Consider the following 23,238-nt stretch of genomic DNA (forward strand, 5'->3'; position numbering starts at 1 on the left):
AATATTCACAGTTTCACCCAGCAGGAAATCATTTAGGTTTCCTGCTTTTCTTTTACCCCAAAACCGAAAGGAGGACAGAACACCATGCCAACCAAAGCTGAACTATATGCACAGATGGCGGACAAGGTGGCAACGCAGCTCACGGGGAGCTGGCAGGAATGGGCAGGGTTTCTCACCACTGCTTCCCGCCTTTACAAGTACCCGTTCCATGAACAGCTGATGATCTACGCCCAGCGACCGGACGCCACCGCCTGTGCAGAGTACGATTTGTGGAATGAAAAGATGGGCCGGTATGTAAGGCGCGGTTCCAAGGGGATCGCGCTGGTGGACGATTCCGGGGACAGGCCCCGCCTGCGCTATGTCTTTGACATTTCCGACACCGGAACCCGTGAACATTCCCGCACTCCCTGGCTGTGGCAGCTGGAGGAGCGCCATCTGGATTCCGTGCAGGTCATGCTGGAGCGCACCTATGATGTTTCCGGTGATGACCTTGCCGGACAGCTCACTGAGGTAGCCGGAAAACTGGCTGAGGAATACTGGACGGAGCATCAGCAGGACTTCTTCTATATCGTTGACGGTTCCTTTTTGGAGGAATATGATGAGTATAACATCGGAGTGCAGTTTAAGGCAGCCGCCACCGTCAGCATCACTTACGCTTTGATGTCCCGTTGCGGACTGGAGCCGGAACGCTACTTCGACCACGAAGATTTCATGGCGATCTTTGATTTCAACACCCCGTCCACCATCGGGGCGCTGGGAACAGCGGTCAGCCAGATCAACCAGCAGGTGCTGCGGCAGATCGGCGTCACCGTCCGAAATGCAGAGCGCGAAGCCAACCAAGAAAGGAGCAAGCAAGATGAACAATCCCATGACCTATATCCAGAACGGAGACTATCTGATTCCCGACCTGAAGCTGAGCCAGCAGCCGGAGAAACCCCTGGGCAAGTACGGAAGGATGAGGAAAACCTACCTCAAGGAACACCGTCCCATCCTCTACAACCAGATGTTGCTGAGCGAGAAGCTGTACCCGCACCTTCTGGAGATCGACGAGACCGCCCAGAACAGACTGGAGCAGATGATGCCCCAGCTGGCGAAGGAAGCGGGAGCCACCGAGGAACTGAAAGCCAGCGCTCCTATGAAGTGGGTGGGGCTGATGAACACCTGCAAAGCCCAGGCCGAGGAAATCCTGATGGCGGAGCTTATCAACAGCTGACCCTAAACCTGTTCCTCTCCGAAGCGGAACAGATCCAATCCATAGATGAAGCAGAGAATGTAGCGCATACATCCTCTGCTTTTTCTTTTGCCCAAAATGACATCGACCATGTGCTGCGTTTGGGCGGCAATACAGACCGCCAGAGGGAGCGTGTGGTTGCAGCCTTTGAAAAGCAGAAAACCACTGCTGAGATTGCCGAGATACTGAAAACGCTGTACCACGGCGGCAACGGCCTTGGTAGTGTGAGCGCATGGTATGCCGAGGATGGTATCCATCTTTCCCATGGGAAGTCTGTCCGTTATGACAGGTCTGCCCAGGTCATTTCCTGGGAGAGCGCCGCAGAGCGTATCGGGGAACTTTTGGAGAGCGGCCAGTTTGCCTCCAATGTGGAGCTTGCAGAAGCGGCAGGCTATGAACGCTCCCTCCTTTCAGAAAAGCTCTGGTATCTGTACCACGATCTCAGTGATGACGCCAGAGAAGCCGGATATTTGTCCCGCCTGTCAGAGATCAAAGGCAATGGGTTCCCGGAGGAGACCCGCCGCCTGACGGAGCAGCTGAGTGACCCGGCTTTCCGCCAGACCCTCAAGGAAGAATACGCCGCCTTCTGGACTGCCTATCAGCAGAACCGTGACCTGTTGCGTTTTCACTATCATAGACCGAGGGAGATCTGGGAGAACCTGAAGGACCTTGACCTGCCACGCAGGACCTTTTCTTCAGACCTTTCCCAAGTGCCAACCGTCCAGCACTTCATTACCGAGGATGAGATCGACGCCGCCATGACCAGCGGCAGCAGTTTTGCCGGAGGAAAAGGCCGTATCTATGCGTTCTTCATGGAAAACCACACGGACAAGGAAAAAGTGAGATTCCTCAAAGACGAGTATGGCATTGGCGGACGCTCTCATGCACTGTCCGGTGCAACACACAGCGGCGAAGACCACGACGGGAAAGGGTTGCACTATAAAAAGCAGGACTGCCCGGATGTTCACTTGAACTGGGAAAAGGTTGCCAAGCGCATTACATCTCTTGTCCAGAAAGACCGCTATCTTACCGAACAGGAACAGGCACAGTATGACAAGATCCAGTCTGAACAGGAACTGGCCGAAGAAGATGCCATTCAAGCCCAGCAGTCGGAGATGGATGAAGAAACACCAAAGCCTACCCTTGGGGAGCAGTTTGAGCAGTATAAGCCTGTGGTGACTGCCGCCATTTCCGAGGATGCCGCATACCGTAATGCCTGCGGTCATTCTGACCGTGAAAATGCTGTCATCGAGGGCAATGCCGCTGTGCGCCGTGCGATCCTTGGCTCTAAGGATATGGAGCTGATCCGCCTTTATTCTGATATACCGGAGTTCCGCCAGCGTCTGCACCGGGAAGTGATCGACAAAACCTATCCAAAGCTCCATGAGCTTCTGCGCCCTCTTTCTCAGGAAGATATTGATACTGCCCTTTGTGCATGGAACGGCAATATCGAGAGTAAACAGGCTGTCGTCCGCTATATGAAAGACCATGCAAGAGAAAAAGATACCGCCGCATGGCTGGCTCAGGAATACGGAGGCAGCAACAGCCTGTTCGTTGTCCGTGCCGGCAGCCCGGAGGAAACGCAGCTGCCCTGGCCGAAGGTACAGCGCAGGCTTGCCCAGCTCATTCAGGAGGACCGATTCTATACCGAAGAAGAACAGAACCGTTTTGACCACATCGACCCTATCGCCATCCGGGAAGCCCTGGAGGAAAGGGGGATCGTCAACGGCCAGGTGGCAGACCCGGAAAAACTGGATAATGACCCGTTTATCCAACAGGTGATGTCGGATGCAGAGCAGATCGCAGCTGCCGAGACAGAGCAGACTTCCGAGGGTTCCATTTCCGATGAGGAATATGATGCAGTTCGCCGCCCAACTCCGCAAAGAACCTCCTATGACCCTGCCACCCCGGTTTATGCCGTGGGCGATACCGTGTATATCGAGGATGACGCCTATCAGATCACCGAGCTGCGGGATGACACCGTACAGCTTCTGCCCACCGGTATGGTATATCCCATCTACCGGGCAGAGCGTAAAGAACAGTTCGAGCAGTTGCTTCGGGCAGACCGCCGCAATGCTTACTATACCGAGTTTCTTCCCATTGACCCGGACAAGGCAGATCAGGACCTGCGGGATGTATTGGTCCATGGATTGATGGATGAAGCGGATAAACAGCAGATTTCCACGCTGCTGCAATCCGGCAGGAGCAACAGCGAGATCGCCTACTGGCTGAGCAGAGCCTATTCCGGTGAGATTGAGACACTGAATCTGGAGACCGGCGATATTGTCGATTACCGTACCACGGCACAGGGCATAGAACTGGAAGTCATGGATGCAGAGGAAAAGCGTCTGGCTATGCTGTATTTCCGCTGGGATGAGGTTGCGCCTTTGCTGCGCGGGATGTATGCCCGTCAGCAGGACGGTTTTGGACAGGAACAGCCCCAACCGGCTACCGAATCCCCGACCTTCCATTCCGAGACCATGGCCGTCTATCCGGGCGATAAGAACAATCTGCCTTATGATGTGGTGGTGGAACGACTGCATATCGAGGAGCCGGAGCCGCCAGCCCCTGTGACTGAGCCGGAGAAAACCTTTGAGGAAGTGCTGGACGAACACCCGGTTTCCATTCAGGTCAATGGCCAGTGGCAGACCTTTCCCAATGCCAAAGCTGCCGAGGAAGCCTCCTATGAGGAATACAAGGCTAACCTGCGCCGCAATGCAAAAAACTTCCGCATTACAGATGAGCATTTGGGTGAGGGCGGTCCGAAAGCCAAGTTCCAGGCAAATGTCAATGCGATTCGTTTGCTGAAAGAGCTGGAAGCTGCCGGACAGCAGGCAAGCCCCGAACAGCAGGAGGTTCTTTCTCGATATGTGGGCTGGGGCGGTCTCTCTGATGCGTTTGACCCGGAGAAACCGGCATGGGCTTTAGAGTATGCCCAGCTGAAAGAGCTGCTGACTCCGGAGGAATATGCCGCCGCCAGAAGCTCCACCCTCAATGCTCATTACACCAGCCCTACGGTCATTCAGGCCATCTATGAAGCGGTGGGCCGTATGGGATTTGAGACCGGAAATATTCTGGAGCCGTCTATGGGTGTGGGCAATTTCTTCGGTATGCTGCCGGAGGAAATGCGAAACAGTCGTCTGTACGGTGTGGAGCTGGACCCTGTTTCCGGGCGCATCGCAAAGCAGCTCTATCCCAAGGCGGACATCACAGTAGGCGGCTTTGAGACCACCGATAGGCGTGATTTCTTTGACCTTGCCATCGGCAATGTACCTTTCGGTCAGTATCAGGTCAATGACAAAGCCTACAACAAGCTGAATTTCAGTATTCACAACTACTTTTTCGCCAAAGCACTGGACCAGGTGCGTCCCGGCGGCGTGGTGGCTTTTGTAACCTCCCGCTATACTATGGACGCCAAGGATTCCACCGTGCGCCGCTATCTTGTCCAGCGTGCCGAGCTGCTGGGAGCTATCCGTTTGCCTAATGACGCGTTCAAAAAGAATGCCGGTGCCGAGGTGGTATCGGACATCATCTTCCTCCAAAAACGGGACCACCCGTTGGACATCGTGCCGGAATGGACTCAAACCGGACAGACGGAGGACGGATTTGCTATCAACCGGTATTTTATCGACCACCCGGAAATGGTGCTGGGCAGACAGGAGCCGGTAAGCACTGCACATGGTATGGACTACACCGTGAACCCCATCGAGGGACTGAAGCTTTCCGACCAGCTGCATGATGCTGTGAAGTACATTCATGGCACTTATCAGGAGGCAGAGCTGCCGGAGTTGGGCGAAGGCGAAGCCATTGGCACCTCCATTCCTGCCGATCCTAATGTGAAGAACTATTCTTATGTCATTGTAGACGGGCAGGTGTACTACCGGGAAAACAGCCGTATGGTGCGCCCGGATCTCAACACCACCGCAGAAGCCCGCGTAAAAGGTCTTGTGGGACTGCGCGATTGTGTGCAGGAACTGATCGACCTTCAGATGGATGCAGCGGTTCCAGACAGCACCATTACCCAAAAGCAGGCGGAACTGAACAGCCTCTATGACAGCTTTTCTGCCAAATACGGTCTCATCAATGACCGTGCAAACCGTCTGGCCTATGCAGATGATTCTTCCTATTATCTGCTCTGTGCACTGGAAGTCATCGACGAGGACGGAAAGCTGGAGCGCAAGGCGGATATGTTCACCAAACGAACCATCAAGCCCCATCAGACGGTGGCTGTGGTGGATACGGCAAGTGAAGCACTGGCGGTGTCTATCTCGGAAAAAGCCTGCGTGGATATGAGCTATATGAGCCGGCTTACCGGAAAAACAAAAGAAGAACTGGCCGGAGAACTGCAAGGCGTGATCTTCCGTGTACCGGGACAGTTGGAGAAAGACGGCACACCCCATTATGTGACTGCTGATGAATACCTTTCCGGCAATGTACGCCGCAAACTGCGTCAGGCGCAGCGGGCGGCACAGCAGGACCCGGTTTATGTAGTCAATGTGGAAGCTCTTACCGCCGCCCAGCCCAAAGACCTGGATGCGTCGGAGATTGAGGTGCGTCTGGGCGCTACCTGGATTGACAAGGAATATATCCAGCAATTTATGTATGAGACCTTTAATACCCCGTTTTATCTCCAGCGGAGTATTGGGGTCAACTATTCGTCCTTTACCGCTGAATGGCAGATCAAGGGGAAATCTTCTGTATCCTACAACGATGTGGCAGCTTATACCACCTATGGGACCAGCCGCGCCAACGCCTACAAGATTCTGGAGGATTCCTTAAACCTGCGGGATGTCCGTATCTATGACACCATAGAGGACGCAGACGGAAAAGAGCGCCGCGTGCTGAACGCCAAGGAGACCACCCTGGCTGCCCAAAAACAGCAGGCGATCCGGGAAGCCTTTAGGGACTGGATCTGGAGAGACCCGGAGCGCCGCCAGACTTTGGTGAGCCAGTACAACGAGGAAATGAACTCTACCCGTCCCCGTGAATATGATGGCAGCCACATTACTTTTGGAGGCATGAACCCGGCCATTACCCTGCGGGAACACCAGAAAAGCGCCATTGCCCATGTGCTGTATGGAGGAAATACCCTGTTGGCACATGAAGTAGGCGCAGGCAAAACTTTTGAAATGGTAGCTGCTTCGATGGAAGCCAAACGCCTGGGACTGTGCCAGAAATCTCTCTTTGTGGTTCCAAACCATCTGACAGAGCAGTGGGCGTCGGAGTTTCTGCGTCTCTATCCTTCCGCCAATATCTTAGTCACCACCAAAAAGGACTTTGAGACCCATAACCGAAAGAAGTTCTGCGCTCGTATTGCGACGGGTGATTATGATGCCATCATCATGGGACACAGCCAGTTTGAGCGTATCCCCATCAGCCGGGAGCGTCAGGAACGGCTTCTCTATGAACAGATCGACGAGATCACTGAGGGGATTGCAGAGGTACAGGCCAGTGGCGGCGAGCGTTTTACCGTCAAACAGCTGGAGCGTACCAGAAAGTCTCTGGAAGCCAGACTGGAAAAGCTGCAAGCCGAGGGGCGAAAAGACGATGTGGTAACCTTCGAGCAGCTGGGTGTGGACCGTTTGTTTGTGGACGAGGCCCACAACTATAAAAACCGTGCGAAACGTTGCGCATAAGCCCTTGTTGACAGCAAGGACGAACAGCGCCATGTGATTGCACTTAACAATAAGAAAATATCACAGAGAACTTGAATCTCGAAATCAGGGGTGAAATTCCCCTGCTGTACAGAACCAATGCCGGAAAGGAGCAATCCCATAGCGGTCTGTCAAACCGCAGGCAGTACGAGAGCTAATACTCCACTGTGCGTTGCACATCTGTAAATGTGCAGGGTACAAAGCGTGGTGAAGTCGTAACCTGAAAACCTAAACCCCTGCAAAGGGGCATGGAGAATAATGGTGCGGGCTTCCGAAACCTATGGCTATCCGTTAGTGAAAGCTATGCAGCATCGTAAGAGTAGACGGCATCTGAAAGGGTGAAAATTGGAAAAAGCGTGTGCGGTTGGTTTTTCCGTACATGCCCTGTGGAATGAAATGTCCACACGGAATCATGCAGAAACTGTGGTTCAAAGCATGGTTAGGTTTTCCCGGTGTAAGGTAGCGGCCTAAGGGTTTCAATGGTCAGCAATGACCGCAAGGATAGAGATTCAGGAACGTTTGAGAGCCTATTGCCGGAGCTTTACAGAGCAATGAAAGCAATAGGAAGTCAGCCGTACCATAGTAGTCTGCGGCTGGGTAACGCCAGCTACACGGGGCTGAAATGCCCCATGGCGAAGGGTACGAGTCAAACTGATTTACAAATTTCACAAAACGAAAATCCAATAACTCCCTGAAAGATGGGTGACGAACTGCGAGGTGAAAGCCTTGTGCATTTGAACGTCAGATTTTCAACGGAAACGGAACTGAAAGCCATTCAGGATATGCTCTATGAGAAATCCGGGCAGGGCGTTTCGTTCACCGGATTGGTGGAAGCAATGGCGCATGAAGTCACCATTGTGACCGCCATCCATAACATCAAGTCCAACAAGGGCAGTAAAACCGCCGGAGTAGACAAGGTGAAAATGGACAACTATCTGCAAATGCCAAAAGATGAACTAATTTTATTGATTCAATCGTGTTTTCGCAAATATCAGCCCAAACCAGCCCGCCGTGAATATATTCCAAAAAGCAACGGCAAAATGCGGCCGCTGGGAATCCCTACGGTACTGGACAGAATCATACAGGAATGTGTGCGGCTAATCATAGAGCCGATATGCGAGGCGAGATTTTATCCGCATAGCTATGGCTTCCGCCCTTACCGGGCGCAAAAGCACGCAATCCGGGATATTGTCAATGTAATCAACGCCGGGTGTAAATCCCCCGACCAGGCTGTGTGGGCAGTGGAAGGTGACATTCAAGGGTGTTTTGACAACATCAGCCATCGGATACTGCTTCAAAAAGTATGGCGAATGGGTATCCATGATAAACGGGTGCTGAAAATCATCAGCCAAATGCTGAAAGCCGGGTATATCGAACGGGATTTGTACCATCAAACGGCAACAGGCACACCGCAGGGAGGAATCCTTTCCCCTCTGCTGTCGAACATCTATCTGAACGATTTTGACTGGTATGTGGGGCGAACCTATATGGAGCCGCATCGCAAATGCAAGCACAAATGCAACGATACACGCAGGCTGAAATGGGCAGGAACCACCCCAAAGTATAACTTCCGTTATGCCGATGATTGGGTGGTGCTGACCTCTACGGAAAAGGAAGCATTCCGTATGAAGCGTGAGCTGACAAAATACTTTAGGCAAAAACTGAAACTGGAACTGTCGCAGGAAAAGACCTATGTAACCGATTTGCGGAAAGGAGGGATACATTTTCTCGGTTACATCGTCAAGGCGGAACGAAAGCGCAAAACACCGAACCCTGCAACGTGGACGGAACATCTGGTGGGAAAACCATTGCCAGATATGGAACGGCTGTCCAAGAAAATTGGCAGTCTACTGGAACAGGTACACCGTATTGAGCTGTATTCCAAACCAAATACACAGGCCGCCCAGATACAATATGTGAACTCCATCATCCTGGGACTGGCGCAGTATTACCAGCCGTCCATCTGTTTGCACGCCTATCATGCAATCGACCGCAGGGTAAACAATGCAGCGCTGGCCGTTTGGAAAAAGCTGTTCCCGAAACAGTATAACCAGATGCAGATTCCGCTGAAAACACTCTGCAATCTTCCGCACAGGCACGAAGGATATGAAAGCAAAACCTTTGCAATTCCCATCGAGGGAAAATGGTTTGGAATCACTCATGCGTTTATCACGCACAGCCGGTATGAGAGCAAACCGTTTGACCAGAAGATGACCCCGTACACGGTGGAAGGCCGCAGGCGGTACGTCAATTACCGAAACAAGCACAAACCGCTGCCCTGTGACCGGCCGTCCATTAACACCCCGGAGGACATTGCCCTTGCCTGCTATGCAGACGGAAAGGGCTGGAAGGCAAACTTTGAATACTTCATGAATCGGGAGTATGCCTATAACCGGGATAAGGGAAAGTGCAAATGCTGTGGAAAACCATTTTCCCTAACAGTTCCAAAACATTGTCACCACATTGACAACCAGCTTCCAATCGAAAGAATCAATAAAGTTCCCAATCTGGCATGGCTTTGCGAATCGTGCCACCGCATGGTTCATAACAGCCCAATACCGCCTGAGCTGGACGCAAAGGCGGTGCGCAAAATTATGAAATACCGAGAAAAACTCAAATCGTGAAATTTGTGAGTACGCTGTACCCGTGAGGGTGCAGTGGTATTGAAATCTGAAGGAAGAAAGTAAATCAGTTTGATGGTAGGCCGGGTGCGCTGAAAGGTGCACGCCCGGCGTGAGGTGGGGGAAAATCCGGAGATTACTTCAAAGGATTACCTATCACCATTGTTTCTATACACAAAAATGCGGAATGTGGCTGGTCTTTCCACATCGGACGCGCAGAAATCCTCCGATATGTTTGCCAAGTGCCGCTATATGGATGAGATCACCGGAAACCGTGGTGTGATTTTCGCCACTGGCACCCCGGTATCCAACTCCATGACCGAACTTTACACCATGCAGCGTTACCTTCAGTATGAACGCTTGCAAGAGCTGAACATGACCCACTTCGACTGCTGGGCTTCCCGATTTGGGGAGACCGTCACAGCATTGGAGCTGGCACCGGAAGGCACCGGCTACCGGGCAAGAACGAGATTCAGTAAGTTCTTCAACCTCCCGGAGCTGATGAACCTGTTCAAAGAAGTGGCTGACATTAAGACTGCCGACCAGCTGAATCTGCCTACCCCGGAGGTGGAATACCACAACATCGTGGCGCAGCCTACCGAACATCAGCAGGAAATGGTCAAGGCCCTTTCGGAGCGCGCATCGCTGGTACACAGCGGAACCGTTGACCCGTCCCAAGACAATATGCTCAAGATTACCTCGGATGGCCGCAAGCTGGGGCTGGACCAAAGGATCGTCAACCAGATGCTCCCGGACGAACCTGGAACAAAGGTCAATCAGTGTGTGGACAACATCATGCAGATCTGGCGGGATGGCGAAGCTGACAAGCTGACCCAGCTGGTATTCTGCGACATTTCTACCCCACAGGCAAAAGCTCCTGCAAGCAAGGCGGCGAAAACGCTGGATAATCCACTGCTTCACGCACTGGAAGGCACTGTACCCCTGCCGGAGCAGGAACCGGCCTTTACGGTATATGACGATATTCGTCAGAAACTCATTGCTCAGGGGATGCCTGCCGACCAGATCGCTTTTATCCATGAAGCTAACACCGAAGTGCGGAAAAAAGAGCTGTTCTCTAAAGTCCGTACCGGTCAGGTGCGTGTGCTTATGGGCAGCACCGCCAAGATGGGCGCAGGCACCAATGTACAGGACCGTCTGGTGGCACTTCATGACCTGGACTGCCCGTGGAGACCGGGAGACCTTGCCCAGAGAAAGGGCCGTATCGAGCGCCAGGGCAATAGCAACCCTTTGGTTCATGTGTACCGTTATGTCACCGAGGGGACTTTTGATGCCTATTTGTGGCAGACGGTGGAGAATAAGCAGAAATTCATCAGCCAGATCATGACTTCTAAATCGCCGGTGCGCTCTTGCGATGATGTGGATGAAACCGCCCTCAGTTTTGCTGAGATCAAGGCTCTGTGTGCCGGAGATCCCCGTATCAAAGAGCGTATGGATTTGGATGTGGAGGTATCCCGCCTGAAGCTGATGAAAGCCGACCATCAGAGTAAGCAGTACCGCTTGGAGGATCAGTTGCTCAAATATTTCCCGGAGGAGATTGAAAAGCACAAGGGCTTTATCAAGGGCTTTGAATCTGACCTGGAGGTTTTGGCAGCTCACCCGCACCCGGAGGACGGCTTTGCCGGTATGGAGATTCGTGGAGATCTGCTGACCGATAAGGAGAATGCCGGTGCTGCCCTTTTGGATGCCTGCAAGGAGGTCAAAACCTCCGATCCGGTGCAGATCGGCAGCTACCGGGGTTATGCCATGTCTGTGGAATTTTCCGCTTGGAAACAGGAATATGCGCTCCTGCTGAAAGGACAGATGACCCACCGGGCAACCCTTGGTACAGACCCTCGCGGAAATCTTACCCGTATCGACAATGCCCTCGCCCAGATGCCGCAGCGTCTGGAGGCGGCAGAGGCCCAGCTGGATAACCTCTATCAGCAGCAGGCTGCCGCAAAGGAGGAAGTTGGAAAGCCATTCCTTTATGAAGAAGAACTGAGAAGCAAAAACGCCCGTCTGGTGGAGCTGGATACCCTGCTCAACATAGACGGAAAGGGACCGGCACACGCTGAGGCTGTTGTTGCCAAAAGCGCACGGCCTTCGGTGCTGGATCATCTGAAACGCCCGGTGCCGCCCCGCAGTACTGACAAGAAACCAAAACAGCATGAGGAGGTGCGATAACATGAATACCAACGATCTGAATACGGCTCTTTATGAAAAGATGGCCGATGAGCAGGACAAATACAGGGACTGGCTGAAAAGCCAGACCCCGGAAGAAATCCTGCACCACACCTATGAGTACACCATCCGTGAGGACATCGTGATGGCGATGGAGGAACTGGAGCTGACCGACGCCCAGGCCAAGGCGCTTTTGGAATCTCCCTCGCCGCTGGCGGATGTGTACCGCTATTTTGAAAAGCTGGAGACCGGCTATATGGATGTGATCCGGGACAGCATTGAGAACCGCGCCGATGATGTGTGCAGAGCCAAAGAGGAACTGCAAACAACACCGGTCTATCCCCGCTCTGCCGCCTATGCGAGAGAACATGGGGAGCTGGAGCAGTACCGAGCTTCCAACAATGTAAATCTCCAATGCAAGGAGTCCATTGAAGCGGCGGTACGGGAACACTTCGATGGAATGTATCTCAGTCACGATGCGGCAAAGGGCGTGATCGAGACCTATGGCATGGAGCGTGTGGCGCTGGTCCTGGCCAACACCATCCAGCTTCAGGACTGGGATGGGCGCTACTCCCGACGCAATAAGGAATGGGCTAAGACCATTCCCAACGAGAACCCCGAAACCGTCCGTTGTGGTTATGTCCTGAACAGCCACCCTGCTGTGCTGGATGGCTTTATTGATCTGGTGCGAGAAGAACAGCAGCGTAGCCGTACTCAGGGAGAAAAACTGCAACCGTCCCGCCCCTCAGTACGGGATAAGCTCAAACAGGAGCTGCCTGCCCATAAGCCTGCCGCCCCGAAGAAACGGGAGCCGGAACGATAACCATGGCAAAGCGTAAGCGGGATGTTCCGGTTTTGTTTTGGGTGTCCGCTGAGGAACTGGAGCTGATCCATCAAAAGATGCAGCAATACGGAACAGAAAATCTGAGTGCTTATCTGCGGAAAATGGCACTGGATGGATATGTGGTCAAACTGGATCTGCCGGAGCTGAAAGAGCTGGTCTCCCTAATGCGCCGAAGCAGCAACAACTTGAATCAGCTGACCCGCAAAGTGCATGAGACGGGGCGGGTTTATGATGCTGACTTGGAGGATATATCCCAGCGGCAGGAACAGTTATGGGAAGGTGTGAGGGAAATTCTTACCCAGCTTTCTAAACTTTCATAACAGGGATAGATACTCCGTTTGCGGAGGGAGGAACGGCGTTTCTTCGCCGCACCTCCCTCCGCTTTTTCTTTTTGCTGGTATCCTTGTCTTTTGCCTGTCCGTACCGGATAATATGAATAGAATAAAAGTGTAGCAAAGGAGAGAAAACAGATGCTGACCTTTGAAAAAGTATTAGAGATTTTTGCAGACTACCTGGCCGCAGATAAGACTATCGAAGTTTATATCAGCCGTCACGGATGTGTAAGGGTTGAATTTGACCAGGACTTTCACTATTGCACCGGAGAGGTGTGCCATACTCCCAAGGAACTGTTTGACCTCTTAGCCGATGATTACCGGACTTATCTGGAGATTGAACTGACCAAAGGCAGACGGGAGTTGACGGAAGATGATGTAAAAGAAGCGGATACCCTGTTCAAACGGTATCTGGACCGCTGGAAGGAGGAACTGGAATGAAGATTTTGAAATACCTGCTGATGATCGTAACTGCACCGGTCATTTTGGTGCTGACGCTTTTTGTCTGGCTCTGCACGGGGCTGATCTACATATCTGGTCTGGTGCTTGGTCTGCTCAGCATGGTAATTGGTCTGCTTGGTGTGGCTGTGCTTATTACCTATTCCCCGCAGAATGGTGTGATTTTGCTGGTTATGGCATTTTTGATTAGCCCGATGGGGCTGCCGCTGGCTGCAATCTGGCTGCTGGGAAATGTGCAGAGTTTGAAATTTGCCATTCAGGATTGGGTGTATGGATAAAAAATACGCAAAGCCACAAAATGCCAAACACCGTCTGTTAAATTTGGAAAGAGAAACTATATATCCACGACTTTACTTTTGAACTAATATTGAATATAATATTAGTACGAAAGGAAGTGACATGATGGGACAATTTGAACAGCTGGATCAGATGCTAACAGAACAAGAAGGAATGCTGCGAACATCACAGGTCGTATCTTCTGGAATTTCAAAGCCGGTATTTTATGATTATGTGCGTTCACGAGATTTGTATAGAGTCGCACATGGGATTTATCTGTCCAAAGATTCCTGGGTGGATGCCATGTATCTGCTTCATTTGCGATTTGAACAAGCAGTATTTTCACATGAAACAGCTTTATTTTTTCACGATCTGACAGACCGTGAGCCAATAGAATATACAGTTACGGTCAAAACTGGATGCAATCCAAGCAAAATGAAAGCAGAAGGCATTCAAGTTTTTACGATTAAAGCAGATTTACATGATGTAGGACTTACAACAGCGGAAACTCCGTTCGGGCATACTGTGCCGGTTTATGATATGGAGCGAACGATCTGTGATTTGCTCAGAAGCCGCAGCAGAATTGAAATTCAGACCTTTCAGGGAGCGCTAAAATCTTATGCCCGTAGAAAAGATAAGAACCTGCGTGCTTTAATGCAATATGCTGGGATGTTCAAGGTGGAAAAAATTTTACGACAGTATTTGGAGGTACTTTTATAATAAAAATAGAAAGACAGATTGAAGTCATTGTTACTCAGAAAAAGAGTCGAAAGAGATTTTAATTGAAGATTTTGCAGATAAATTGCAAAATCAATCCATAAATATTGATTTGAGAGTTTTTATTGATTCCGTGGTATAATATTTTAATAGCATCCACAGTAAGGAGAGTACAAAATGGATAACAATTTGCAAATAAATCAAAATGCAGAACAGACCTATCATTCCATTCGCCAGTCTATTGTATCAGCACAGCATAGGTTAAGTGCTACGGTGAACTCCACAATGGTAATAACTTATTGGGAGATTGGGGAACAGATTTATAAAGCGTGTGGAGAAAATGACAGAGCAGAATATGGAAAGAAGCTGCTTCAGTATTTATCTGAACAGCTAACAGCAGAATTTGGGAAGGGATTTAGCGTACAAGGACTGCGTAATATGAGGCAATTTTATTGCACCTTTCCAAATCGCTCCACACTGTGGAGCGAATTAAGTTGGTCACATTACCGCCTTCTGATGCGTGTACCAGATGAGCAGGCACGAACCTTTTATATGGAGGAATGTGTAAAGTCTGCGTGGAGCGTCCGGCAGTTAGAACGGCAGATCAACACGATGTACTATCAGAGAATTTTAGCAAGCCAGGACAAAGTAGCTGTTTCAAAAGAAATTCAAACAACAGAACCGAAACCTGAATATGAAAAAATAATCAAAGATCCTTATGTGATGGAATTTTTGCAGATTCAGCCAGATACCCATGTGTATGAGGGTGAACTGGAACAGGCATTGATTGACCACCTTCAGCATTTTCTTCTGGAACTGGGGCGAGGATTTTCTTTTGTAGCACGGCAAAAGCGGTTTACGCTGGATGGACAGGATTTTTTCATCGACTTAGTATTTTACAATTACATTTTGAAATGCTTTGTTCTGATTGATTTGAAGATGGGAAAACTGACCCATCAGGATCTGGGACAAATGCAGATGTATGTGAACTATTATACTCGTGAAATGATGAATGAGGGAGATTCACAGCCTATCGGTATTGTTCTTTGTGCAGACAAAGGCGACTCCATCGTAAAGTACACGCTGCCGGAAGATAATCACCAGATATTTGCATCAAAATATTTTACTTATCTGCCGACAGAAGAAGAATTAAAGCATGAATTAAATTTGGACGATTTTTATAAGCTGGAAGAATGATATGGGTACTAACAACAAAATCTGTCCGAATTGTGGCAGGAAAATGAAACAGCAGTTTATTGGTTTGCAGCATTGTAAATGCGGTATGAGTTGGAAAAAGGATGAAGGCTTTTTTGAAAGAACACCAAACATGGTCTTTGCACTGGAAAGGCAAACGATCGGCAAAAAAGTAAAACAGATTCCTGTCATAAGATACAAAATAGAAAATTAACACAAGACGGTCTGCTACGGCAGGCCGTTTTCTTTTTCGAGAGGGAGGTCTGACCTATGGCAACCACAAGAATCATGCCGCTTCATGTCGGCAAGGGCCGCACAGAAAGTCGGGCGATCAGTGACATCATCGACTATGTGGCCAATCCAAAGAAAACAGATAACGGCAGGCTCATTACCGGCTATGGGTGTGACAGTCGGACTGCGGATGCGGAGTTCCTTCTGGCAAAGCGGCAGTACATTGCCGCGACCGGACGAGTGCGAGGTGCGGATGATGTGATTGCCTATCATGTGCGCCAGTCGTTCCGCCCCGGTGAGATCACACCGGAGGAAGCCAATCGGCTGGGCGTAGAATTTGCCAAGCGTTTTACCAAAGGCAATCATGCCTTTGTGGTCTGCACTCACATAGACAAGTCGCACATTCATAATCACATTATCTGGTCATCGGTCAGCTTAGAATATGACCGGAAATTCCGAAACTTTTGGGGCAGCACCAAGGCAGTCCGACAGTTAAGTGACACCATCTGCGTCGAAAACGGACTGTCCATTGTGGAGAATCCGAACCCTCACGGAAAGAGCTATAACAAATGGCTGGGCGATCAGGCAAAGCCCTCTCACCGAGAGCTGCTTCGTGTGACGATTGACAACGCATTATCACAAAGCCCTGCTAATTTTGAGGAACTGCTGAAGCTGCTGAAAGAGTCCGACTGTGAAGTATCAAAGCGCGGAAAATCGTATCGCCTGAAGCTCCCCGGTTGGGAGAAAGCCGCCCGCATGGACAGCCTGGGCGAAGGATATGGATTGGAAGATTTGCAGGCAGTTCTCTCCGGCAAGAAAGCGCATATCCCACGAAAGAAAACAGTCACACAGGCAGAGCCGCCGAAGGTCAATCTGCTGGTGGACATTCAGGCAAAATTGCAGGCAGGAAAAGGTGCTGGTTATGCTCGATGGGCCAAGGTTTTCAATCTGAAACAAATGGCACAGACCATGAATTACTTGTCAGAGCATAACCTGCTGGAGTATGCGGTTTTGGAAGAAAAGGCTGCGGCTGCCACGGCACATCACAATGAGCTTTCGGCGCAGATCAAAGCGGCTGAAAAGCGCATGGCAGAGATTGCTGTTCTGCGTACTCACATCGTAAATTATGCCAAGACCCGTGAGGTCTATGTGGCATACCGCAAGGCGGGCTACTCTAAGAAATTCCGGGAGGAACATGAGGAAGAAATTCTGCTCCACCAGGCTGCTAAGAATGCCTTTGATGAGATGGGAGTCAAGAAGCTGCCCAAGGTCAAAGAGTTGCAGACGGAGTACGCGAAATTGCTGGAAGAAAAGAAAAAGACCTATGCCGAGTACCGGCGTTCCCGTGAGGAAATGCGGGAGCTTTTAACGGCAAAGGCCAATGTAGATCGAGTGCTGAAAATGGAGATAGAACAGGATGTTGAAAAAGAAAAAGACCACGGCCAGCGGTAAGCTGGTCCTGGTCAAAAGCGTTCGCAGAACGCGCAGCCACAGAATGAAATTCTGTGTTCAAAGGGGCTTGGGGGCGCTGCCCTCAACAAGCAAGCGGAGAGGAAAATCACGGAGGGATTTTGCGCTCTGCGGGTCGGTGTGTATTAACACCGGCATTGCTTGCCTCTTTTTACCCGGAAATGAAAGGAGCCAGTGAGGAAACAGTCAAATTTCACTCACCGGCTCAATTCGTTTCAAATTTCTCGGATAGTTCTGTTAGTTCTTTCGCGGTCTCCTGCGTATGATGCAAGAGGGTTTCACGCATTTCTGACGGACAGCTGCAATAAAGCATCTTCATCTGATTGGCTCCCTCATCATCTGGAGAAACATCTGGATTGATCAGAGTGTCCAGGGAGAGCGGAAGCACCTTTGCCAATGCCTTCAAAATCAAATAGGACGGATTGATTTGTCCCTTTTCAATGCTGGCGATCTGCTTGACAGATACATGGCTTAGATCCGCAAGCTCCTGCTGTGTCAGGTCTTTTTTCTTTCGGGCTTCCCGCATTTTTTGCCCCAAAGCAGTCAAATCATCAATCGGCATAATCACTCACCTCAAGTATATTCTATCGTGCCGATTTGCACAAAGGAATAACCTTATTATGCTGGTCGATAGGCTTGATTATGCCGATTACAAAATTGAAAAGTATAGTGCAACAAGAATTTGCATAACGAACACATTTAATGTCAAAGTAGAAAATCTTAATTTGCTTTTAGCATGGAGACTTACACTGTATTTTACTTTTACATTTTCCGGTAATATATATCTTGAATTATCTACACTGCAAAACTTGACAGTGTAAAGATAAAAAGATATAATGTAGACAGTGTAAAGATTTTTGGAGGTACAGTTATGCCTAAAAAGCAATATCATCATAAGGATTTAAGAAACGCCCTAATTGAAAAAGGAATTGAAATTGTTAATTCCGAAGGATTACATTCCTTTTCTCTCCGTAAAGTAGCTGCGGCCTGTGGTGTAAGCCATGCCGCTCCATATAGCCACTTTCAGAGTAAAGAAGAATTATTGGATGCTATGCAACAACATATTACGGATCAATTTTCGCAAATGCTGGATCAGGTTATCCTCAATTATGAAAACACTCCAGAGCTTTTGAAAAATATGGGGGTTGCTTATGTTTCGTTTTTCGTAGACAATCCACATTACTTTTCGTTCATATATTCTCAATCCAATGCAAAAATAGACCTAACTTTTTTGGGTTCAGATGCAGAAAACTTTCGGCCGTTTGTCATTTACAAAACTGTTGTTTCTAAACTGTTGAACCGTGTAAACTATCCAGCAGAAAAACAAATTGATGTCATTATTGCATTGTGGGCTTTCATACATGGACTGACATCATTGGCAACAATGAATAATGTTTCTTATAATGGAAACTGGAAACAAAAAGTAATTGATTATATGGATATTTTTGCTCTTTCATTTTTGAAAATAACAGAGGACTAAAATGATTGGAATATATTTTAGCGGTACAGGAAATACGGAATATTGTATAAAGAAATTTGTATCAGTATATGCTTCTGGTTCTCCTATCATTTCGATAGAAGATAATTCGATTTTAGAGGCTATAAACCAGCATCAAGAAATTATTTTTGCATATCCGATTTATTATAGTAATCTCCCCAAAATTGTCCGAGATTTTATTGTGAAAAACCATACCGTATGGTATGGGAAAAGGATTTTTTTTATTGCGACTATGGGACTATTTAGTGGGGATGGAGCTGGACTTGGTTCCAGACTGATGAAAAAATATGGGGCTCATATCATAGGAGGGCTTCACATTAAAATGCCGGATTGTATTTGTGATGTTAAGACGCTAAAAAGGTCAATACCCCAAAATCGAAAGCTTATAAAAGATGCCACAAATAAGTTAATAAAAGCGGCACATCAATTAAAAGAGAACCGTCCCCCACAGGAAGGAATAAATGTGTTTTACCATATTGCGGGGTTATTAGGACAAAGACTATGGTTTTACAACAAAACACGCTCATACACAGATCAATTACATATTGATCCTAACGCTTGTATCTGTTGTGGAAAGTGTGCAGGGCTTTGTCCGATGAAAAACATTTCTATAATTGATAATAGAGTTCAGGCTCATGATCAATGTACCATGTGCTATCGGTGTATTAACCAGTGTCCTCAAAGGGCGATTACACTTATTGGAAAAGAAGTAATAGAGCAGCATCGCGTAGAAGATTTTCTGTAAACTTTACGATAAGAATATAGCCACCCAGCGGAAATAAAAAAAACCGTTGTTTCGGTGGCTGGATATTCGTGCGCCAAAACAAAATACAGTAGCCTTACGGCGGTTTTGAAATAACAAATTTCAGACCGCCGTTTTCTTTTGAAAAATAAGAATACGGAGGGTGTATTAAAGTCGCCCTTTTTTAAGGATACGGCGGTATCTTGGAGGTATCGCCGTGTCAATTTTTTCCTTTTTTCATAATAGCCACGAGCACCTGCTAAAAAAAGCCTTGCCCCTCCTCCGGGGAGGTATGGCTATCTATCAGCATTATCGTTCCATCTAAAACAGCAGGATAGTAGGTGTTTTTGTCGCGCCAGTTTCCCATTGCGGGGAGCTGGCGCTTTTTATTGTCAATTTTTCGGGAAAGCTCCCGAAGTATGTCGATGCCGATCTCCGCCTCCTTTCGATTCACTCGTCAATCGCCCGTGAATCAAAATGGAGGTACATAATGAAGAAAGTCAATCTCAGGGAATTGTATCCCGATGTTTATAAAAACGATCACTTTGTAGAAGTAACAGAAGATGTGCTGGAGACAATCCGATCCGCTGAGCGTGCAGAAGCTGCCTATAACCGGAGGACGTATCGCTATAAAGCGCATTACTCCCTGGACTGCGACAACGGCATTGAAAATGCGATCCTGGTGAAGCCCCAGACACCGGAAATGCTTCTGGAGGAAAAGCAGCTGCGGGAGCAGCTTTATGCCGCTGTGATGGCTCTGCCAGAGAAGCAGGCCAAGAGGATCTATGCCCGGTATTACCTGGGTATGCGTGTGAGCGAGATAGCAGTAGCGGAGGGTGTAGACCCAAGCCGTGTCCGTGACAGCATTCGGCGTGGTCTGAAGCAGCTGGCAAAGTATTTTTAGGATAGAATAACAAAGGGCGCAAGGTCTCAAAGTGCTTCTGGCACATAGCCTTGCGCCCCATTTGCATCCTTGTATTCTTCGAGTGAAAGAAATATAATAAGCCATATTGGAGGGAAACTATATGGATTATATGACGCTGAAAGAAGCAAGTGAAAAATGGGGTGTTACCCCAAGGCAGATCAATTATCTGTGTGCCGGTGGGCGTATCCCCGGCGCTGTAAAGATGGCTACCATTTGGCTGATTCCCAAGGATGCAGAGAAACCGGCAGACCGTCGTTTCAAAAATACAAAAAAATAATCTTCTCGTGAGGTTTCTGTGACATTTGGATGCTACACTAAGAATGAAGGAGTGTGATACAATGCGAATTTTAGTAGTCGAAGATGACCGACTTTTGAATAATACCTTGTGCTATAACCTGGATGCTGCGGGCTATGTCGTGGACTCTGCATTGACAAAATCAGCAGCCAGCAATTTTTTGACAAAGCAGGACTATGACCTGATCGTGTTGGATGTAAACCTGCCGGACGGGAATGGCTTTGATTTCTGCCGTGAGGTAAAGGAGCGCCGGCCGGATACAGCGGTGATCTTCCTGACCGCAAATGATATGGAGAGCGATATGCTCAAAGGATATGAACTGGGTGCAGAGGACTATGTGATCAAGCCATTTCCAATGAGCGTCTTTCAAAAGAAGCTGTCTGTGGTGCTGGGGAGGCTGGCAAAGCAGTCTGGCGGCGGGGATAGCTATGAGGACGGCGCACTGTCCATCAATTTCTCGGAAATGACTGCTTCTTTGTCTGGTAAGCCGCTGGTGTTCACTCCATTGGAATACCGGCTTTTGAAAATCATGACCAAAAACCCGCAGAATGTTTTGACCAGGCAGGTGCTTCTTGAAAAACTGTGGGATGCCGATGGGAACTTTGTGGATGAACACGCCCTGACCGCAGCCATCAGCCGGGTGCGGAACAAAATTGAAACGGATGGACACCAGTACATCAAGACAGTGTACGGCATGGGCTATATGTGGATCGGAGGGGCGCTCAAATGAATATGCGAAAACTCTCCATCAACAAAGCCTGCGTCCTTTTGGGAACACTTCTGCTACTGGCAGTTGGTGCAGTCTGCACCGCTGTTTATCTGCTGACCCGGAATATAACCGCTGTCCGGTGTGTGTTCCTGTTCAGTCTTTTTGTACTGCTCTGCGTTATCCTCTTTGTGGCCCTGATCCGCCGGAAGCTGGTCCGGTTCTCCGATGCCTTTTGTGGTCAGATGGATGATATGCTCTCCGGGGATATGCAGCCCAAGCAGACGGTTGAGGAAGAAAGCCTGTTCTATAAAATCAACTACCGGCTGGGGCGGCTGTACGAAGTTATGCAGGAAAATAAAAACAGCATCGCAAAGGAACGGGCTGACCTGCAAGAGCTGATCTCTGACATCTCCCATCAGGTCAAGACCCCGATTGCCAACTTGAAGATGATTAACAACACGCTGCTTGAAAACGAGGTTCCCCCACAGAAGCAAAAGGAATTTCTGACAGCCCAGGCCAGCCAGCTTGATAAGCTGGACTTCCTCATGCAAGCCATGATTAAAACCTCCCGCCTGGAAACCGGAGTCATTTCGCTGGAGCAAAAACTGCAGCCGGTTTATGATACCCTTGCCGCTGCCTTGGGCGGGATTTTGCTCAATGCCGAAAAGAAACAAATAGATGTGCAGGTGGAATGCCCGGAGCATTTGGATGCGTGTCACGATAGAAAATGGACAAGCGAAGCCCTGTTCAACATTCTGGACAACGCAGTGAAGTACACCCCGGCAGGCAGACAGATCCGTGTGTCCGTGGAAGGCTGGGAAATGTATGTGCAGATCGACATTGCCGACACCGGCATCGGCATTTCGGAGCAGCACCAGGGGACGATTTTCAAACGGTTTTACCGGGAAGATGCGGTGCATGATGTGGACGGTATTGGGATTGGCCTGTATCTGGCCCGCGAGATCGTGACCTTGCAGGGCGGTTATATCAGGGTGGCGTCCGAGGTCGGGAAAGGCTCAACCTTTTCTGTTTTCCTACTCCGAAAGTAGCGCCGACACGCCCCAAAAATTGAAATGTCACAGGCTTGTGACATTTGGGGCCGAATTTAGCGGAAATTTTTTGTGGCTCGTGACATTTCTGTGAGGTTTGGTCGTTACAATGGGTTTATCAAAAAGAAAGGATGGTGTTCTTTATGAGCATTTTGCAAACGACTGAACTGAAAAAATATTATGGCGCAGAGCCGAACATTACCAGAGCCTTGGATGGTGTGACCCTCTCCATAGAAAAGGGCGAATTTGTAGCCATCGTGGGAACCTCCGGCAGCGGTAAATCCACACTGCTGAACATGATCGGCGGGCTGGATGTGCCTACCTCCGGCCAGGTTGTAGTGGATGGCAAGGAGCTGTCCAAACTCAAAGACGAAGAACTGACCGTTTTCCGCAGAAGAAAGATCGGCTTTATCTTCCAGAACTACAATCTGGTGCCGGTGCTGAATGTCTTTGAAAACATTGTGCTGCCTGTGGAGCTGGACGGAAACAAGGTAGACAAGAAGTTTATGAACGAAGTAGTACAGATGTTGGGGCTGGAGGATAAGCTGAACAATATGCCCAATAACCTCTCCGGCGGCCAACAGCAGCGCGTAGCCATTGCCCGCGCCTTGGTGTCAAAGCCCGCTATTGTTTTGGCTGATGAACCCACCGGCAACCTGGACAGCAAAACCAGCGCCGATGTGCTGGGGCTTCTGAAAACCACAAGCCAGAAATTCCACCAGACCCTCGTGATGATTACCCATAACAGTGAGATCGCCCAGCTTGCTGACCGTATCATTCGGATCGAGGATGGTAAGATTATGCAGTAAA

The 23,238-nt window shown here is 49.3% G+C and carries 21 protein-coding genes and 1 pseudogene; 19 read left to right on the forward strand and 3 right to left on the reverse strand.

Annotated elements, in window-relative coordinates:
• Window positions 1-102 precede the first annotated feature (102 nt).
• Window positions 103-870: a hypothetical protein gene (locus tag Selli1_RS07165; protein WP_257346944.1), complete on the reverse strand. Its 768-nt coding sequence runs from the start codon at window positions 868-870 to the stop codon at window positions 103-105.
• Between Selli1_RS07165 and Selli1_RS07170 the strand changes: the two genes are divergently transcribed.
• From Selli1_RS07170 to Selli1_RS07225, 12 genes and pseudogenes are all read left to right on the forward strand, one after another.
• A complete protein-coding gene (locus tag Selli1_RS07170; protein WP_465231405.1) occupies window positions 869-1,213 on the forward strand; it encodes a TnpV protein in 345 nt (114 codons plus the stop codon). The two genes, Selli1_RS07165 and Selli1_RS07170, sit on opposite strands and share 2 nt — an antisense overlap.
• 119 nt (window positions 1,214-1,332) lie before the next feature.
• Entirely contained in the window at window positions 1,333-6,867 is a 5,535-nt protein-coding gene (locus tag Selli1_RS07175; protein ID WP_281872576.1) for a DUF8437 domain-containing protein, read from the forward strand.
• Window positions 6,868-7,613: 746 nt separating this feature from the next.
• The gene (gene ltrA, locus Selli1_RS07180; protein ID WP_281872577.1) at window positions 7,614-9,509 is read left to right on the forward strand and encodes a group II intron reverse transcriptase/maturase; all 1,896 of its coding nucleotides are present in this window, start codon (window positions 7,614-7,616) and stop codon (window positions 9,507-9,509) included.
• Between the two features lie 159 nt (window positions 9,510-9,668).
• Window positions 9,669-11,690: pseudogene (locus Selli1_RS07185) on the forward strand (SNF2-related protein); the annotation flags it as partial.
• Window position 11,691: 1 nt separating this feature from the next.
• Window positions 11,692-12,510 (forward strand): DUF3848 domain-containing protein, encoded by an 819-nt coding sequence (locus tag Selli1_RS07190; protein ID WP_281872608.1) that lies wholly within the window; start codon window positions 11,692-11,694, stop codon window positions 12,508-12,510.
• Window positions 12,511-12,512: 2 nt separating this feature from the next.
• Window positions 12,513-12,851 carry a plasmid mobilization protein gene (locus tag Selli1_RS07195; protein ID WP_155203993.1) on the forward strand — a complete coding sequence of 113 codons (339 nt, stop codon included), beginning with the start codon at window positions 12,513-12,515 and terminating at the stop codon, window positions 12,849-12,851.
• Window positions 12,852-13,001: 150 nt separating this feature from the next.
• A complete protein-coding gene (locus Selli1_RS07200) occupies window positions 13,002-13,304 on the forward strand; it encodes a hypothetical protein (protein ID WP_281872581.1) in 303 nt (100 codons plus the stop codon).
• Window positions 13,301-13,600: a CD1845 family protein gene (locus tag Selli1_RS07205; protein WP_281872582.1), complete on the forward strand. Its 300-nt coding sequence runs from the start codon at window positions 13,301-13,303 to the stop codon at window positions 13,598-13,600. Before Selli1_RS07200 ends, Selli1_RS07205 begins: the two co-directional genes overlap by 4 nt.
• A gap of 124 nt (window positions 13,601-13,724) precedes the next feature.
• The gene (locus Selli1_RS07210) at window positions 13,725-14,318 is read left to right on the forward strand and encodes a type IV toxin-antitoxin system AbiEi family antitoxin domain-containing protein (protein WP_455567207.1); all 594 of its coding nucleotides are present in this window, start codon (window positions 13,725-13,727) and stop codon (window positions 14,316-14,318) included.
• A 174-nt stretch (window positions 14,319-14,492) separates the two neighbouring features.
• Window positions 14,493-15,512, forward strand: a complete 1,020-nt coding sequence (locus Selli1_RS07215; protein WP_281872585.1) for a PDDEXK nuclease domain-containing protein — start codon at window positions 14,493-14,495, stop codon at window positions 15,510-15,512.
• Window positions 15,513-15,555: 43 nt separating this feature from the next.
• Window positions 15,556-15,723 (forward strand): hypothetical protein, encoded by a 168-nt coding sequence (locus Selli1_RS07220; RefSeq protein ID WP_226861341.1) that lies wholly within the window; start codon window positions 15,556-15,558, stop codon window positions 15,721-15,723.
• 56 nt (window positions 15,724-15,779) lie between these two features.
• Window positions 15,780-17,192, forward strand: a complete 1,413-nt coding sequence (locus tag Selli1_RS07225; RefSeq protein WP_281872586.1) for a relaxase/mobilization nuclease domain-containing protein — start codon at window positions 15,780-15,782, stop codon at window positions 17,190-17,192.
• Between the two features lie 223 nt (window positions 17,193-17,415).
• Here the strand turns inward: Selli1_RS07225 and Selli1_RS07230 are convergent, their stop codons facing one another.
• Window positions 17,416-17,772, reverse strand: coding sequence for a helix-turn-helix domain-containing protein (locus Selli1_RS07230; RefSeq protein WP_121057038.1), 357 nt, complete (start codon window positions 17,770-17,772; stop codon window positions 17,416-17,418).
• A gap of 309 nt (window positions 17,773-18,081) precedes the next feature.
• Here Selli1_RS07230 and Selli1_RS07235 point away from each other — a divergent pair, with 309 nt between their 5' ends.
• Together Selli1_RS07235 and Selli1_RS07240 are read left to right on the forward strand one after the other, a co-directional pair.
• Complete coding sequence (locus tag Selli1_RS07235; RefSeq protein WP_148336279.1) at window positions 18,082-18,690, forward strand: TetR/AcrR family transcriptional regulator; 609 nt, start codon at window positions 18,082-18,084, stop codon at window positions 18,688-18,690.
• Window position 18,691: 1 nt separating this feature from the next.
• Complete coding sequence (locus Selli1_RS07240; protein WP_281872588.1) at window positions 18,692-19,453, forward strand: EFR1 family ferrodoxin; 762 nt, start codon at window positions 18,692-18,694, stop codon at window positions 19,451-19,453.
• A gap of 256 nt (window positions 19,454-19,709) precedes the next feature.
• Here Selli1_RS07240 and Selli1_RS07245 read toward each other — a convergent pair whose 3' ends face one another.
• Window positions 19,710-19,904, reverse strand: a complete 195-nt coding sequence (locus tag Selli1_RS07245; RefSeq protein ID WP_281872589.1) for a hypothetical protein — start codon at window positions 19,902-19,904, stop codon at window positions 19,710-19,712.
• Window positions 19,905-19,940: 36 nt separating this feature from the next.
• Here Selli1_RS07245 and Selli1_RS07250 point away from each other — a divergent pair, with 36 nt between their 5' ends.
• The 5 genes from Selli1_RS07250 to Selli1_RS07270 all read left to right on the forward strand — a co-directional run bounded on the left by Selli1_RS07250 (window position 19,941) and on the right by Selli1_RS07270 (window position 23,237).
• A complete protein-coding gene (locus Selli1_RS07250) occupies window positions 19,941-20,354 on the forward strand; it encodes a sigma-70 family RNA polymerase sigma factor (RefSeq protein WP_281872590.1) in 414 nt (137 codons plus the stop codon).
• Between the two features lie 121 nt (window positions 20,355-20,475).
• On the forward strand, window positions 20,476-20,652 hold the full coding sequence (locus tag Selli1_RS07255) for a helix-turn-helix domain-containing protein (protein WP_002594731.1): 177 nt from the start codon (window positions 20,476-20,478) through the stop codon (window positions 20,650-20,652).
• 61 nt (window positions 20,653-20,713) lie between these two features.
• Complete coding sequence (locus Selli1_RS07260) at window positions 20,714-21,400, forward strand: response regulator transcription factor (RefSeq protein ID WP_281872591.1); 687 nt, start codon at window positions 20,714-20,716, stop codon at window positions 21,398-21,400.
• A complete protein-coding gene (locus Selli1_RS07265; protein ID WP_281872592.1) occupies window positions 21,397-22,428 on the forward strand; it encodes a sensor histidine kinase in 1,032 nt (343 codons plus the stop codon). The genes Selli1_RS07260 and Selli1_RS07265 overlap by 4 nt, the downstream gene beginning before the upstream one ends.
• Before the next feature lie 143 nt (window positions 22,429-22,571).
• Window positions 22,572-23,237 (forward strand): ABC transporter ATP-binding protein, encoded by a 666-nt coding sequence (locus Selli1_RS07270; protein WP_281872593.1) that lies wholly within the window; start codon window positions 22,572-22,574, stop codon window positions 23,235-23,237.
• The last annotated feature ends 1 nt before the right edge of the window (window position 23,238 follow it).

Source organism: Sellimonas catena (assembly GCF_027924685.1).
GTDB lineage: Bacteria > Bacillota > Clostridia > Lachnospirales > Lachnospiraceae > Sellimonas > Sellimonas catena.